The following is a 15694-nucleotide window of genomic DNA, read 5'->3' on the forward strand; positions in this document are numbered from 1 at the left end:
CGGTTACGACTGCGCGTACCAGTTCGATGATAGGTGCAGTGGGTCGATCGGTAGCACCGTTCTCCGCGACGAACGGCGTGCGCTACGAGGGACAGCTCCTGCTATTCGATGCTCGTGGAAAGGTCACAGTCAGCGACAGTAGCTGGGACGGCGCTCAGAAGTTCGGCGACCGTCTCGAGATCCGCCAGATCCACGACCTCGACGGGCGTGTGCATATAGCGGTTCGGGACGCCGACGTTCACCGACGGAATCCCCCCGCGGGAAGTATAGAAGGCATCGGCATCCGTCCCGGTGTTCGTTCCCGATGCCTGTAACTGGATATCGATATCGGCCTCGGAGGCAGTCTGCCGAACTGCATCGACGAGTCGCGGATGGTTTGCGCTTCCGCGTACGACGACCGGGCCGTCACCGAGTTCGACACCGGTTTTTTGACCCGACGGAAGATCCGGCGTGTCCGTCGCGTGAGTCACGTCGATCGCGACTACTGCATCGGGTGCGAGATCGAAGCCGACCATTTTCGCGCCCTGTAACCCGACTTCCTCTTGAACCGTAGAGACGGCATAGATCGTCGCCTCGTGGTCGCGTTCGGCTGCCCGCCGGAGGGCTTCCGCCGCGGCCCAGATACCGATGCGATTGTCCAGCCCGCGTGCTGCGATCCGTCCGTGCTCCAGTTCGGAGACCGTTTGATCGAACGTAATCGGATCGCCGCGTTCGACTAATTCCTCGGCTTCGGCCGCATCGTCGGCGCCGATATCGATATACTGCTGGTCGATATCGGTGAGCGATTCGTCTTCGTGATCACGGAGATGAATCGCCGTCTGACCGATCACTCCCGGAACTGGCCCGGCATCGGTATGGATACGGACGTGTTGGCCCTTCGAGACGGTCCGGTCCGACCCCCCGACAGGAGTCATTCGGAGTATGCCGCTTTCCTCGATATCTCGCACCATGAAGCCGATTTCGTCGCTGTGTCCAGTGAGAGCGATCGACGTCTCGTTTCCCTCCAGCACGGCGACGGCGTTTCCGTAACTGTCGGTCCGCACCTCGTCGGCAAACTCCTCGACGTACTCTACCCAGCGGCGTTGACCCGGTGTCTCGAACCCGGACGGCGTCGCTGTGGTAAGTAATTCCTCGAGGAACCGACGGCGTTGTTGCTCCATGCACCGACATGCGGTCCGATCGGTGAAAAATTCGACTATGATCCCACGGACACCCCGTCGCGACAGTCGTGGCGATCGCAGGCCCGAACCGACGTTCCACCGCCGCCGGACGGAACGCATTTCAAGCCACCTTGGTATGTCTCCCGTAACTGACGCTCATGGACGCTTCCGACCTCCCCGATCCCGAGGGCATCTCCCCGCTGGCGTGGCGGCTCCTCCGCGTCGCGGCCGGATACGAACAGCGGGCGGTCGAACGGGAGATAGACGATCTCATGCAGGCACACCTCTCGATGCTCGAGAGCGGGAGTCGATCGCTCTCTCGAGCGCGCCGGAAGACGCTGCTGGAACTCTACGGCGCGGAACTCACCGCCGAGCAGGTGCGGGCGATCGTCGATCATTTCTAGGGACGCTCGCGAATAGAAGCGCTTAAGAATCGTAATGATAATTCCTGTGTGTATCAATGATACACCGACTCTTGGGTGGTTTAAACCGCCGGATATCCCTATTCGCCCTCGCGGGGATCGGAACGGTAGCAATCGCGGCCGCGCCGTCGCCGTCGGGACTCTCGATGACGGGCCAGTACGCGCTCGCGACCATGTTCTTCGCCGGGTTCCTCTGGGTCACCGGCGCGCTCCCGCTCGCGGTCACCGCGCTGACGATCCCCGTCTTGCTCACGGGGACCGGCGTCTACGACTCGATGGACGCGGCGCTCGTCGGGTTCGCCGATCACATCATCTTCCTGTTTCTGGCCGGATTCATGCTGGCCAACGGGATCCAGAAGTACGACATCGACCGGCGGATCGCGCTGTATTCCATCGCCAAAATGGGCAGTTCGCCGCGGCGGCTGATCTTCGCGATCATGGTCGTGACCGCCGTGTTGTCGATGTGGGTGTCAAACACCGCGACGGCCGCGATGATGATGCCGATCGCGGTCGGCGTCCTCAGCCAGGTCCTCGATCGGGACGATCTCGCATCCTCGGACGAACGGAGCCGGGAGAGCGACGCAGCCGAAACGGTCGCCGACGGCGGGGACCTCGAGTCGACGGCCGCGTTTACCAACCTCCAGATCTCGATGCTGCTCGGGACCGCCTACGCCGCGAGCGTCGGCGGCGTCGGGACGATCATCGGGACGCCGCCGAACGCTATCCTCGTCGGCCAGCTCGACGCCATTCTGGACTACGAAGTCGGATTCGCCGACTGGTTCCTCGTCGGATTCCCGATCGTCGTCGTGACGCTGCCGCTGATCTGGTTCCTCCTGACGTACGTGCTGTACCCGCCCGAGGTGCCGGACGTCGAGCGGGCGCGAGCTACCGCCCGGGAGCAACTCGAGGCCGAAGGCGAACTCGACCCCCGCGGGAAACGGGTGGCGGCGATTTTCGCCGTGACGGCGGGGCTCTGGATGCTCGGCGGACTCGGCGACCTCTTCGAGCCGTACCTCCCGGCCGTCTGGATGACGACCGTGTTCGGCGGCGATGGCATGACGGTCTTCGGCGTCGAGGGCCATCAGGGACTGCTCTACTACGTCATGGTCGGCGTCGCGGCGGTCCCCGCGCTCGTGCTGGCCGACACGATGGAGTGGGAGGAATTGGTCGACATCGACTGGGGGACGCTGTTGCTGTTCGGCGGCGGGATCTCCCTCGCGAACGCGCTGGCGGACACGGGCGCGACGGAGTGGATCGCCGACACCGTGTTCGGCGGACTCGTCGGCGCTCCCATCGTCCTCGTCATCGGCGCGGTCGTGCTGGTAGTCATCTTCCTCACCGAAATGACCTCGAACTCCGCGACGACCAGTATCATCGTCCCCATTCTGATCAGCCTCGGGAGCGTCTTCTCGGCGACGCTCGGGCTGACCGACTTCTCGACCGCGCTTTTCCTCTCGGTCGCCGGCGCGATCGCCGCGAGCTTCGCTTTCGCGCTGCCGGTCGCGACGCCGCCCAACGCCATCGTCTTCGGCAGCGGGTACGTCAAGCAGCGCCACATGCTCCGGGCGGGGCTGGTCCTGAACGCGATCATGACGGTCGTGCTGACGGCCATGATCTGGTTCCTGTTTACCTTCGTCTGGCCGCACCTGCTCTGGTGACCCGCCTCGAGGGCAAGTGATTCGATATCGGGGCGTCTCGTCGTCGTGTGGGATCGAAGCTCTCGAGGCGTTCGCGGTGGGCTCTCGATCTGTTAGTAGCCCGTAACACGGGTGCGTTTCCGGAAATACGCTCGCAACCCAATCCGGAAATCGGGTCACGGCAGGGACGGACCGAGCAAGTAGTACCATGAGGCCACGAATATCTTTTTTATTTGATATAGGTATATACGCCCGATTGTGATACGACGGCGTATGGAACCCAGCGTCGAACGCCGGTGTCACGTGTTGATCGGCAGTTCACTGGTACTACTCACGATCGGTATCGGATACTGCGTCGTCGTTGGAACTTGTTTGGCCGACTTTCTGGTAGTGATCGCGGGACTCTTTCTCGGTTGGGTAGGGTTGTTCTACTGCGTCGGTAACTCCTCCATCTGGGGGACGTGACACTACCGCGACTGACCTGACAGCGCTCCCCGACAATCCACTGTCGTCCGGTACGTACCGTGGTCTTGACTCCTCGGGAACTCACTGCGCTGTCTCGACAGCAGTCGGACGACCGGTGAAACGACTCTCGGTCGCTCGAGTCGTGACCGCGATACTGCCCCGATACGGTCTGCTGTACCGATGTCCCAGTGGGACCCAGGGCGGGTCGCGGTCCTACCGACAACGACGTACAGTCGACCGCATGAGTTGGAGCAGTCTGCGGACGGAGCGAGTGTCGACGACCACGCGAAACTCCCGCGAGCCGTCCCGCGCGATGTCAGAACGCGAGCGCGTCTACGAGGATCGCGACCAGCACGGCCCCGAGGAAGGCGTTCGAGGCGTGGAACGATCGGAACGCGGCGGCCTCGGTCTGCTCGAAGTGGAGCCGCACGGCGGCCCAGAGGAAGAGGCCACCGAAGACGACGACTGTCCCGGCATACAGCGCGCCGAGGTCGGTGATCCAGGCCAGGGCGATCGTACTCACGAGCGTCGCGGCGATGTAGTAGATGATCTGCTTTCGGGTCTCCGTCTCGCCGCGGACGACCGGCATCATCGGGAAGCCGCCGCGAGCGTAGTCGTCCTTGTAAGCCAGCGCGAGGTTGTAGAAGTGCGCCGGCGTCCACAGGAAGATGACCGCCGCGAGCGCGAGGCCGGGCCAGCCGATCTCGTTGGTCACGGCGGCCCAGCCGATCAGCGCGGGCAGTGCCCCCGCAGCGCCGCCGATGACAGTGTTCTGGACGGTGTTCGGCTTGAGCAGTAGCGTGTAGACGACGCTGTAAAACAGGATCGCGGCCAGACCGAGCGCCGCTGCCAGCCGGTTGATCGTCAGGAAGGCCGCCAGCGACAGCCCGGTCAGCGCGAGTCCGAAGGCCAGCGCGTTCCGGACCGGAATCAGGTCCACCGCGAGCGGTCGCTCGGCGGTCCGGGACATCTTCTGGTCGACGTCGCGCTCGAGGACGTGGTTGAACGTCCCGCTGGCACCGATCGCGAGGACGCCGCCACCGAGCGTCGCGACGATCGTGTCCGTCTCGAGGCCGGGGCCGGCGGCCAGGGCCATCCCGGCGGCGGCGACCAGACAGAGCAGCCACATCAGGCGCGGCTTCATCATCTGGAAGTATGCGAAGGCGGTCAGTCGGGCGCGGGCCAGGCGACTCGAGGGGAGCGTGCGCTCGCTCGCTGTCGGGATCGACTCCTCGAGCGGTTCGGGCGAGTCGATGCCGTCCTCGTCCTCGCTCCCGGTCGCGATCTCTAAGTCCCAGGCGAGCGCGAGGACGACCGCCGAGAAGATGACGAGTCCGAGTCCGAGGTGGAGGCCGGGGACGATCGCGGCGGGGCCGATCGTCGCGGTGACGGCACCGACGCCGACCTGAACGACGTAGAGGAGGGCTGCGACGGTGAGCGTCGTTCGGACGCGGCTCGAGGCGTCACCGAAGACGGCGGCGACGGCCGTTCCGGCCACGAGCAGGCCGACGACGACGGCCGCGAGTCGGTGGGTCCACGCGATCGCAAGTTCGGTCTGGCTCAGCGGGTCGACCGGCGCGTGACAGGTCGGCCACGTCGAACACGACGCGGCGGCGTTCGTCAGCGACGTCGTCGCGCCGACGATGAGGAGGAGGTACACGCCCAGCGCGGTCGCTGCGAGCAGTGCGGAAAAGCGGCGTCGCGTGCCGACGGGGCGGGGAAACGACTCTGTTGCCACGGCTATTCTCGTCTACACCGTTCGACTCCGCGTATTTAGGGCTCCCGCTTTTTCCCGTGGTAGGATACCGGTACCGGTTACGTCAGTCGACCGGACAGTCCGTGAGAATCGACCGAAAACGCATACCACGGGTCGTCGTAGCCACCGCCGTGTCGGGCGACTCGAGCGATCGCACGCCGACGGGCGAGAGCGCCACCAGCGGTGCAACGGCGGTCACCGAACCCGCAGTCGACGCGCCCGAGGACGTCGCGAGCGACGGCGACCTGCCCGCGCGCTGTCCGTACTGCGGGCGGCCGTTTCAGCGGGTCCGCTACGAGCGACTCCACCGCGGTCGCGCCCACTCCGAGCGGCTTTCGGACCGGGAGCGGGCGGTCCTCGAGCGGGCCCGCCGCGAGGAAGGCAACGCGATGCGGCGCGTCCGGCTGTACGCCGTCGGCGCGGTCGTCGTCATTTACTTCGGCCTGCTGATCGTTGCGGCGTTCGTCGTCTGATCCGGCGTTCGCCGTCTACTCCCGGCCCCGTTGCCGGTCCGTTCACATTCCCATATCCTCGGCGGCCTCGGGGACCGGCAGGTCGTGGGGCGAAACGCCGAGCAGTTCGCCGGCGTGATCCAGCGCCATGTCGAACCCGTAGTAGCGCTCGAGTTCGTCGCCGTCGGCCGTCGGCCGAACCTTCAACATGGCGTAGCCCTCGACGTTCTGTGCGATCGCCGCCGTGGCGCTCGAGTCGGCCCCGGCCTCGCGCTCGAACGACAGGATCCGTTCGGTCTCGGTCTCGTCGTAGGTCGCCGCGATCCCGTTGGCTTCGGCGGTCCGTTGGTCGGTCATGGGCGACAGTGGGGAATCGATCACCGGGAAGCTGTCGGTTCCGGACGACCCCGCCGGGAGGGCCGAACATCGATACCGATTTTTCGGTCGCCTTCGAGATACGGGCCGTGAACCGAGCGGATGCCGCCACGGCCCGTCGCCCGCTCGCGACGTTTCGACTCACTCGGGCGGTCGCCCTCCAGTGGCTCGTCGTCTCCGCAGCGGGGTTTTTCGGCGCGGTCTACGCGTTCGCCCGCGTCCTCGCCCGACTCCGCGGGATCGCCCTCGAGCCGATCGTGATCGCGCCGTCGTCGCCGCCGACGATCCTCGTCTGGCTGGCCGTCTCCGTCGGCCTGCTCGTCGTCGTGGTCGTCCCCCACGAGCTGCTGCACGGCCTCTTTCTGGCCCGCTACGGCGGTTCGCCGCGCTACGGCGTCGGCGTCTCCCACTTCGTCCTCCCCTACGCCTACGCCGAGACCGACGGCTCGAGCTACACCCGCAACCAGTTGCTGGTCGCCCTGCTCGCGCCGTTTACCGTGATCACCGCCGTCGGCCTCGCCGCGATGGTCGTCTACCCGTCACCGCTGCTGGTCGTCCCGCTAGCGGCGAACGCGGCCGGCTCGATCGGCGACCTCTGGATGGCCGCGGTCCTCTGTCAGTACCCCGCCGACGTCCGCGTCGGCGATCCGCCCGGCGGCGTGCAGGGCTTCGGCATCTACGGGACGGACGTGGGCGCGAGCGACCGGCTGCCCGGCGCGCGCCTCCTCTCGCGCTTTGTGACCGGGAGCGTCGGGACCCTCGCCGCGGTCGTGACCTACGCGCTGGTGGCCGTCTTGCTCTCGCTGGCCTTCGGCTCCGGCGACGTCGTCCTCGGCGACCCCGACCGGGGCTGGCTGCTCGTCCGCCACGACCGCCGCCCCGACGGGAGCGCCCTCCTCGAGATCGGCGATCGAGCCATGCTCGGGACGGCGGCCCTCGGCGGACTGGCGTGGACTGTCGTGGCGACGCTGTGGCGACGCCTCGAGCGCGGCGGCGAGTGAGTCCCCGAACCGTAACGCTCGAGCCCGTTCCCGACCCAGACCACGCCATGACCAAGTGGCTCCACAGCGGCCGCCGCCGGGACATCTGTTTCCTGCTCACCGCGGCCGCGGACGGCGAACTGCGCGGTCAGCAGCTGAAAACGCGCCTCGAGTCCCACTACGACGACCGGCTCGAGCCCAAGTCGTTCTACGGCTCGCTGTCGGCGCTGGTCGACGCGGGCGTCGTCGAGAAGCGAACCGAGGGACTGCACGACGTCTACGCGCTGACAGATGGCGGGGAGCAGCGAGTGCGGGACCACTACGACTGGGTCGGAGACTGTCTCGAAAACGAGTGACGAGGCGAAGTCGGCGACGGCCGGCCGCTACTCCTCAAGCAGTTGGTCGCCGATCGTGTTGCGCAGCACTTCGCTGGTGCCCTCGTAGATCTCGTTGAGTTTGGCGTCGCGGTAGAACCGCTGGGCGGCGAAGTCCTTGGTGTAGCCGTAGCCGCCGTGGATCTGGATGCCCTCGTTGGCGACCTCGCGGCTGACTTCGGAGGCGTAGAGCTTGGCCTGGGAGGCGTCTTTGATGTAGTCCTCGCCGCGGATCTTCTTGTCGGCGGCCTTGTGCATGAGCATCTTCGCGGCCTGGATCTTGGTGTCCATGTCCGCCAGCTTGTGCTTGATCGACTGGAACTCGCCGATCGGCTGGCCGAACTGCTCGCGCTCGGTGGCGTAGTCCCGTGCCTCCTCGAAGGCCGCGCGGGCGATACCGACGCCGCGGGCGGCGATCGTGATCCGACCGCCGTTGAGCGTCTTCAGCGCGTGGACGAAGCCGTCACCTTCCTCGCCGAGCCGGCGCGATTCCGGGATCCGGAGGTCGTCGAACCGGAGTTCGGCGGTCGGACAGCCCTTGTCGCCGAGTTTGTCCTCGGTGCCCTCGACGATGAAGCCGTCGTCCTCCTCGGGGCGGACGATAAAGGAGGAGATGCCCTTGTTGCCCGCGTCGGGATCGGTCTTCGCAAAGAGCGTGACCGTGTCCGCCACGGAGCCGTTCGAGATCCAGAGCTTGCCGCCGTTGATGACGTACTCGTCGCCGTCTTTCTCGGCGGTCGTCTCCATGGCCGGCACGTCGCTGCCCGCGCCGGCCTCCGAGAGCGCGAACGCCCCGATGTCCTCGCCCGCCGCGACGGGGGTCAGGTACTCCTCCTTCTGGGACTCGTCGCCGAACTCGTAGAGCATGTTGCCCGCCAGCGAGGTGTGGGCGGCGACGATCGTTCCGAGCCCCCCAGAGCCGCGCGAGATCTCCTCGAGCCCGATCGCGTAGGAGTGATAGTCCAGGCCGGCACCGCCGTACTCCTCGGGGAAGGGCATCCCCATCAGCCCCAGTTCGGCCATCTGGTCGACGAGGTCCTGTGGGAACTCGTCGTCGTGGTCGATCTCCTCGGCGACGGGGACGACCTCCTCGTCGACGAACTCCGACACCATGTCCCGGATCTGTTGCTGCTCAGCCGAGAGTGCAAAGTCCATACCCGATATTAGGAATCGTGATTCTTTACTGTTCTCTCTTCGCGCTATCGTGTCCCTTTGTACCACGATAGGACACGTTATGAAGGAGCGTCTCAGCCAGCAGTGGTCGACGACGAACCGTACTCGCTCCCGGTACGAGCACGGAGCGCAAAAAATCGGCAGCCGATCGCCTCAGTTCTCGTCCGGCGCGGCGTCTTCCGGAACCTGCCCCTCGACGAGGGACTGGTCGGCGTACTCCTCGCGGATGTCCTTCTTCGAGAACTTGCCCGTCGCCGTCTTGGGCACTTCCTTGATGAACTCGATCTCGTCCGGGAGCCACCACTTGGGGTACTCGTCGGCGAGCATCTCGTTGACTTCGGAGACGAGGGCGTCCCGGTCGGCACCCTCGGCAGGAACGACGAACGCGACCGGTCGTTCCTGCCAGCGCTCGTGGGGCACGCCGACGACGGCCGCCTCGGCGACGCCGTCGTGGGCCATGATCGCGTTCTCGAGTTCGACCGAGGAGATCCACTCGCCGCCGGACTTGATCACGTCCTTCTCGCGGTCGACGATCTTGATGTAGCCGTCCTCGTCGACGGTGACGACGTCGCCGGTCTTGAGCCAGCCGTCCTCGAAGTCCTCCTCGTTGGCCTCGGGGCGCTTGAAGTACTCCGTCGTCACCCACGGCCCGCGGATCCACAGTTCGCCGAACTCCTGTCCGTTCCACTCGATCTCCTCGCCGTCGTCGTCGATGACCTTGAACTCGAGGCCGGGAACGACCAGCCCTTGCTTGCCGCGCTTTTCGACCTGCGTGTCGTAGTCCGCGTTCCGCAGGTCGGACTTGAGGTGAGAGACCGCGCCGATCGGCGCCATCTCGGTCATCCCCCAGGCGTGAAGCACCTCGACGCCCTGCGTGTCGAACCACTCGATCATCGATTTCGGTGCCGCCGAGCCGCCGACGATGACGGTATCCAGCGTCGAGAGGTCGACGTCGTTCTCCGAGCAGTACTCCATCAGCCCCAGCCAGACGGTCGGGACGCCCGCGCTGATCGTCACGCCCTCGTTTTCGATGAGGCTCGCGAGGTCTTCGGGCTCGGGAGAGGGACCGGGGAAGACCTGTTTGGCCCCGCCGGCGGTCGCCGTAAACGGCATCCCCCAGGCGTTGACGTGGAACATCGGCACCACGGGCATGACGACGTCGTCGTCGGCCATCGGGATCCCCTGTGGCGTCTGGGAGGCCATCGTGTGGCTCCAGAGCATCTGCTGGGTGTATTCGACGCCTTTCGGGTTACCGGTCGTCCCCGAGGTGTAACACATCCCCGCGGGCTGTTCCTCGTCGACGTCGGGCCAGTCGTAGTCGGTCTCGTGGCCGTCGATGAACGACTCGTAGGGCGTCGCCTCGAGATCGTCGGATTCCTCGCTACCCATGACGACGAAGTCGACGCCGTCGAACTCGTCGTCGGCGTCGGCAACCGCGCCCGCGAGCTTCGGCGCGAGCGACTGGTCGACGAAGATCAGTTCGTCGTCGGCGTTGTCGACGATGTACTGAACGTGTGCGTCGGGGAGCAGCGGGTTGATCGTGTGGAGCTGTGCGCCGATCGACGGCACGGCGAAATACGTCTCGAAGTGCCGGGAGTGGTTCCAACAGAAGGTTCCGACCCGGTCGCCCTCCTCGATTCCGTACTCGTCGAGCGCGTTCGCGAGTTGGCTCGTTCGGTCCTCGTACTCTCCGTAGGTGTATCGCTGCATCCCGTCGTGGTTCCGGGAGACGATCTCCGTCTCGGAGTACAGCTTGCTCGCCCGCCACAAGAACGGTCGCAGCGTTTGATCGGTACCTGCTGGCATGTCGTCTCCTATAGAGGGGCAAATGCTGTATTATTCTTTTCATAGATCGACCTGGCATTCGCGTCTCTCGTCCGGACGCCGATCCGCGATCGAAAACGGAGCGGAGACGACCGTAGAACGGGCAGGTATCGTCCGTGCAGGCCGTTCTACGACGGGGCTAGCTCGAGCCGACGGCCTCGATCGCGTCCGGAATCGGGTTTTCGCCCGAGAGGATCTCGAATGTCTCGCCGACGACGGGCTCGCAGTCGATCGCGGCCACGAGCGTCGCGGCGACGTCCTCGCGCGGAATGTCTCCCTCGCCCAGCTCGAGCCCCTCGGCGGCCCGGATCTCGCCGGTGCCGGGCTCGTCCGTCAGCTCGCCCGGCCGCACGATCGTGGACGCGAGCCCGCTGTGGCGGAGGTACTCGTCGGCCTCGGCCTTCGCGATCAGGTAGTCCCGCAGCGGCTCCGGTCCCGCGTCCGGGTCGTCGGCCCCCATCGAACTGAGCATGACGAACCGGTCGACGCCCGCCTCGCTCGCGGCGTCGATCAGATTGATCGCGCCGTCGCGGTCGACGCCGTAGACGTCCTCGCCGCCGGAGCCGGCCGCGAACACGACGGCGTCACAGCCCTCGAGCGCGCGCTCGAGGGAGGACGGCTCGGTCAGGTCCGCGACGACCGGGTCTCCGCCCAGTGCCGCTAGCTCCGCGACCTGTGACTCGGATCGGATCATCGCTCGCGGCGTATCCCCGCTCTCGGCCAGGCGTGCCGTGACGTGCTGCCCGACGCCGCCGTGGGAGCCGGCGACGAGTATCGACTTACTCATGGGCCGACTTCGCCGCTGGCACCCATACCGGTTTCGGCGGAAGTCGCCGGCCCCGATCGGTCGGGCCGACCCGCGCGTCGAGCCGGGCGGAAGATCACGCCGCGACCGCGGTGTTTTTCCGGGGTGGTACCTAAACAAACTCGAGTAGATGACCACGGGCCAGCCCGAATCCAAACCAGACGCCGACCTCGAGGACGACCTCGAGTGGTGTTACGATGCGGTTCACGGCGTTTCGCGGACTTTTTCGATCACGATCGATCGGCTCGAAGAGCCGATGGCGAGACACATCTGTCTCGGCTATCTCCTCTGTCGCATCGCTGATACGATCGAGGACGCCGGTCACATCCCACCGGAGCGACAGACGGAACTGCTCACGCGGTACGACCGGTTGCTCGACCCCGACGCGAGGGAACCGATCGGGGAGTTCATGGCCGACGTCGAGCCCTGGATTCCCGAGGACAGAAACGACGACTGGGAGGTCGTCGCCCAGACCCCCCGCGTCCTGCGGACGTTCGAATCCCTCGACGAAGAGCCCCGCGAGATCATGCGCGATCCCGTCCGGGAACTCGTCGACGGGATGGCGATGTTCACCGACCGGTACGCCGACGAGGGCGGCCTGCGCTTACAGACCATCGAGGAACTCGAGGAGTACTGCTGGTACGCCGCCGGCACCGTCGGCACCCTTATCACCGGGCTGGTCGCCCGCGGCACCTCACAGGACCGGGCCGACGAGATGCGGGAGAACGCCCGCTCGTTTGCCCTCCTCCTACAGCTGGTCAACATCGCGAAAGACGTCAACGACGACTACCGCGAGGAGAACAACGTCTACCTCCCCGCCGAGTGGCTCGCCGCGGAGGACGTCGACGTCGAGGCAGTCACCGACGAGGCCCACCACGGTGGCGTCACGAACGTCATCAAGCGGGTGACAGGCCGCGCCGAGCGCTACCTCGACGACGCCCAGCGATACCTCGAAGTCGTCCCCGAACACAACGGCAACCGCCTCTCGGCGTGGGCGATCCCCTATCTGCTGGCGGTCGGCACGCTCCGCGAACTCCGCGAACGGCCCGAGGACGTGGTCCGCGAGGGCGACGTGAAAGTCTCCCGAGCGGAGGTTTTCGCCCTCCTCCAGCAGTTCGAGGACGGCGTCTCCCGCTCGCGACTGTCCGAACTGCGCGAGCAGATGGCCAACCAGCCGCTCCACCAGTAGACGGCCACCGCTGCGCCCGACTGGCCCGCCCGACCCGCAGACGGGAGCGGTTCTCGAGTCGCCGATCGAACCGACGGCGTAGTCGATCGGCCCGGGAGGGAGACACAAGACGTATGCGACCGTCCTGACGAGTTCGACATCGATGATCCGTCCCGCCCTCGAGCGCCGCGTCGGCATCGACGAGCGCGCGCTGGCGGCGTTTCGCATCGCGCTCGGCGCCCTCCTCCTGTTCGATCTCTGCCACCGCGCGCGCTCTCTCGCCGCATTCTACACCGACGACGGCGTCTTGCCACGGGCGCACCTCCTCGAGCAGTACCCGCTCGGTCGCTACTCGGTTCACGCGCTGTCGGGCGAGCCGTGGGCCCAGATCGTCCTCTTCGGCTGTTCGGCGATCCTCGCGATCGCGCTGCTGGTCGGCTACCGGACGAGAACCGCGACGGCGCTGTCCGCGCTCTTGCTCTTCTCGCTGCACTTTCGCAACCCGTTCGTCCTGAACGGGGCCGACAGGCTCCTGCGCGAACTGCTTGTGCTGGCCGTCTTCCTCCCGCTCGGCGATCGCTGGGCGGTCGACGCTCGAGGGAGGGCGGACCGAGCGGACCGAAACGACGCCGCGGCGCGAGCCGGTTGTGACGCGCTGATCGCGACGCCGGCGACTGCAGCGATCCTCGTCCACGTCGTCGTCCTGTTCGTCAGCAACGCCGTCCTCAAGACCGAGGGGAGTACTTGGTACGGCGGCGACGCCCTCGGCTACGCGCTCCGGCAGGACGGACTGACGCTCCCGCTCGGCGAGGCCCTGGCGAACTACCCGCTCGCGCTCACCGCCGGCACGTACGCCTGGGCGGGGCTCGTGACCGGCGCACCCCTGTTGCTCCTGCTCACCGGTCGTCTCCGAACCGCCTACGCCGCGGCCGTTCTCGCCGCGGTCTCCGGGATGGCGGTCTCGCTGGCCGTCGGCCTCTTCCCGGCCGTCCTGTTCGCCGCCGTCCTCCTCTTTCTCCCGCCGGGCGTCTGGGACGCCCTCGAGCGCGTCGCCGCCGGCGCGGTCGATCGAGTCGCGCCACCCTCCCTCGAGCGCGCCCCGACGACCTGCCGGTCCGGAATCGATCGCGTGACGCCCCCGCGTTCCGTCGGTTCGCCGCTGCCGTCGGCGGTCCGAGATCGGATCGGTCGGTATCGATCGGTCGCACTCGTCGGCGTCCTGGCGGTCGTCCTCCTCTGGAGTGGACTGTTGCTCGGGGCGACGGCCGACCTCGAGCCGGCCGACTCGAGGGTCCCGGACGACTACCAGTGGACGATGTTCGCACCCGACCCGAGTACGACCGACGGCGGGTTCGCGGCGGTCGGCCACGTCGACGAGGGGGCCGACGTCGACGTTTTCCGCAGCACCGCCGCTCGGACCGGTCACCCGCCCGCGGTCGACGCGGGACCCGACTTCCGCTGGCGGAAGTATCTCTATTCGCTGCTCGAGGACGACGCCCGCGCCGATCGGTTCGCGGGCTACGTGTGCGAACGGGCGAGCGCGACGAGCGGTGGCCCCGTAGAGAGCGTCACCGTGACCTACACCGAACGGCGGATCGCGCTCGGGGGCGAGGCCCCGCCGCCGGAGACGACGACGGTCGTCGAGCGCTCGTGCTGATCGAGGCCGAAGACTGCGGCGTGAGGCGCGGTCTCTCGAGCGGCGGACGCGCGGTCAGCCGTCCTCGGCCGCGAGCGTGCGGCCGAGCAGCGCGAGCGGGTAGCCGAAGAGAGCGACGACGGCAACCCACGGCAGGAAGAGTACCGTTCCGACGAGGACGGTCCAGACGCTGATCGAACGCATCGGATAGACGATCGCGATGACGGCGCTCGGAACGAGCGTGACGGCTCCGAGTAGCGCTGCCGGCGTCCGGCCGCGCTCGAACGCGTGGCCGATCGGCAGGAAGAGTGCGGTGGCGAACCCGAACGAGAACGGCAGGAGAAACGCGATTCCGCCGGCGAGCGCTCGCGTGTAGCCGGCGGCGACGACCGTCGCGAGGGCGGCGAGGACGAACAGCCCGCGCGTCTCGAGACGGGAACCGATTCGCGCGGCGGCCGACCCGAGCAGCGCGTAGCCGACCCCCAGCGACGACAGCACGACGGCGGCCGGCGGAAACGCCCGCCCGGTCGCCACCGCACCGTAGGCGAGGACGCCGACCGCCCCGCCGACGCCGACGGCGACGAGCAGCCGCTCGAGCGTCGCCGCATCGATCGTCGGTCGCTCGCGGCCGAGGCAGTTCGCCGCCCGCTCGAACGCGGTGGAACCGCGGCCGTAGCGTCCGATCGCGACCCCGAAGAGACCGATCAACGCGCCGGGGACGGCCCCGATAGCCAGCCCGCGAGCGAGCGCCGGCGGCCCGATCGCGATCCCGATCGTCGCGTAGCCGCTCGCGGCCCCGAGGAGGCCGCCCTCGCCGTAGGTGACGTACACGGCTTCGTCGAAGTCGCTCCCGGTCGAGTCCGTATCGTCGGACCTCCACGTCGCGGCGTTCCCCGCGACGCTGGCGTCGGCCGGCCGGTTCGTGATGACCGTTCCGTCGGGCGCGTGTATCGTCACCCGCCGGGCCTGCTGGTCGTAATTGGTCGTCGGCCCCTTCTCGTGGAAGTACTCGAGGAGCCAGGAGTCGCCGACGCCGCGTCGGGCGACGTCGTCGACGGTGTAGTTGACGACGACGGTTCGATTCCCGAGCGCCGTCTCGACGGTTCGAACGTCCCCCTCGGCGACGTGATAGCGCGGCCAGGCGTCGTCGACCGCGGCCTCGAGGGCGGTCGCGTTGGCCCGGTATCGCTCGGCGGCCGACTCGGTGACAGGAACGCGGGCGTGCCACAGCGAGTCGCCGGTTTCGTCGACGTAGATGTCGAGCGTTCCGGGACCGTCCGAACCGGAGATGCTGACGTTTTCGACGCTGGACCCGCAGACGCCACAGACCGGTGCCGGGGGCGGCGCCGCGACGACCGCGGTGAGGCCAGCCAGCGCGACGAGGCTACAACAGAGGGAAAGGGCGGCGAAGCGGGCGGGGCGCATCGTCTTCGCGAACGCGTATCAGCACCAAATAAATTACGCGAA

At 67.1% G+C, this 15694-nt stretch carries 15 protein-coding genes; 8 read left to right on the forward strand and 7 right to left on the reverse strand.

Annotated features, from left to right (window positions below; genetic code table 11):
* Window positions 1-101: 101 nt before the first annotated feature.
* Window positions 102-1160, reverse strand: a complete 1059-nt coding sequence (locus A6E15_RS11545; protein WP_076146339.1) for a M20/M25/M40 family metallo-hydrolase — start codon at window positions 1158-1160, stop codon at window positions 102-104.
* A gap of 158 nt (window positions 1161-1318) precedes the next feature.
* Here A6E15_RS11545 and A6E15_RS11550 point away from each other — a divergent pair, with 158 nt between their 5' ends.
* The 3 genes from A6E15_RS11550 (at window position 1319) to A6E15_RS21900 (ending at window position 3684) form a co-directional block, all read left to right on the forward strand.
* A complete protein-coding gene (locus A6E15_RS11550; RefSeq protein WP_076146341.1) occupies window positions 1319-1564 on the forward strand; it encodes a hypothetical protein in 246 nt (81 codons plus the stop codon).
* 164 nt (window positions 1565-1728) lie between these two features.
* Window positions 1729-3240, forward strand: coding sequence for an SLC13 family permease (locus tag A6E15_RS11555; RefSeq protein WP_245800567.1), 1512 nt, complete (start codon window positions 1729-1731; stop codon window positions 3238-3240).
* A 252-nt stretch (window positions 3241-3492) separates the two neighbouring features.
* On the forward strand, window positions 3493-3684 hold the full coding sequence (locus tag A6E15_RS21900) for a hypothetical protein (protein ID WP_076146343.1): 192 nt from the start codon (window positions 3493-3495) through the stop codon (window positions 3682-3684).
* Between the two features lie 316 nt (window positions 3685-4000).
* Here A6E15_RS21900 and A6E15_RS11565 read toward each other — a convergent pair whose 3' ends face one another.
* Window positions 4001-5422 (reverse strand): heme o synthase, encoded by a 1422-nt coding sequence (locus A6E15_RS11565; RefSeq protein WP_076146345.1) that lies wholly within the window; start codon window positions 5420-5422, stop codon window positions 4001-4003.
* A gap of 149 nt (window positions 5423-5571) precedes the next feature.
* On the opposite strand from A6E15_RS11565, the gene A6E15_RS11570 reads away from it, so the two are divergent.
* Window positions 5572-5913 (forward strand): DUF7410 domain-containing protein, encoded by a 342-nt coding sequence (locus tag A6E15_RS11570; protein WP_076146347.1) that lies wholly within the window; start codon window positions 5572-5574, stop codon window positions 5911-5913.
* A 42-nt stretch (window positions 5914-5955) separates the two neighbouring features.
* Here A6E15_RS11570 and A6E15_RS11575 read toward each other — a convergent pair whose 3' ends face one another.
* Window positions 5956-6249, reverse strand: a complete 294-nt coding sequence (locus A6E15_RS11575) for a DUF7111 family protein (protein WP_076146349.1) — start codon at window positions 6247-6249, stop codon at window positions 5956-5958.
* Between the two features lie 107 nt (window positions 6250-6356).
* Between A6E15_RS11575 and A6E15_RS11580 the strand changes: the two genes are divergently transcribed.
* Window positions 6357-7268, forward strand: coding sequence for a DUF3267 domain-containing protein (locus A6E15_RS11580; protein WP_076146350.1), 912 nt, complete (start codon window positions 6357-6359; stop codon window positions 7266-7268).
* A gap of 47 nt (window positions 7269-7315) precedes the next feature.
* The gene (locus A6E15_RS11585; RefSeq protein WP_076146352.1) at window positions 7316-7603 is read left to right on the forward strand and encodes a PadR family transcriptional regulator; all 288 of its coding nucleotides are present in this window, start codon (window positions 7316-7318) and stop codon (window positions 7601-7603) included.
* 27 nt (window positions 7604-7630) lie between these two features.
* On the opposite strand, the gene A6E15_RS11590 is transcribed toward A6E15_RS11585, so the two are convergent.
* From A6E15_RS11590 to A6E15_RS11600, 3 genes are all read right to left on the reverse strand, one after another.
* Entirely contained in the window at window positions 7631-8776 is a 1146-nt protein-coding gene (locus tag A6E15_RS11590) for an acyl-CoA dehydrogenase (RefSeq protein WP_076146354.1), read from the reverse strand.
* Window positions 8777-8947: 171 nt separating this feature from the next.
* A complete protein-coding gene (locus tag A6E15_RS11595) occupies window positions 8948-10600 on the reverse strand; it encodes a long-chain fatty acid--CoA ligase (protein WP_076146355.1) in 1653 nt (550 codons plus the stop codon).
* 157 nt (window positions 10601-10757) lie between these two features.
* On the reverse strand, window positions 10758-11405 hold the full coding sequence (locus A6E15_RS11600; protein WP_076146357.1) for an SDR family oxidoreductase: 648 nt from the start codon (window positions 11403-11405) through the stop codon (window positions 10758-10760).
* 148 nt (window positions 11406-11553) lie between these two features.
* On the opposite strand from A6E15_RS11600, the gene A6E15_RS11605 reads away from it, so the two are divergent.
* Complete coding sequence (locus A6E15_RS11605) at window positions 11554-12612, forward strand: phytoene/squalene synthase family protein (protein WP_076146359.1); 1059 nt, start codon at window positions 11554-11556, stop codon at window positions 12610-12612.
* 142 nt (window positions 12613-12754) lie between these two features.
* Complete coding sequence (locus tag A6E15_RS11610; RefSeq protein WP_076146360.1) at window positions 12755-14248, forward strand: hypothetical protein; 1494 nt, start codon at window positions 12755-12757, stop codon at window positions 14246-14248.
* Window positions 14249-14302: 54 nt separating this feature from the next.
* On the opposite strand, the gene A6E15_RS11615 is transcribed toward A6E15_RS11610, so the two are convergent.
* Complete coding sequence (locus A6E15_RS11615; RefSeq protein WP_076146362.1) at window positions 14303-15652, reverse strand: hypothetical protein; 1350 nt, start codon at window positions 15650-15652, stop codon at window positions 14303-14305.
* Window positions 15653-15694: the final 42 nt, after the last annotated feature.

The organism is Natrinema saccharevitans (assembly GCF_001953745.1).
Lineage (GTDB): Archaea > Halobacteriota > Halobacteria > Halobacteriales > Natrialbaceae > Natrinema > Natrinema saccharevitans.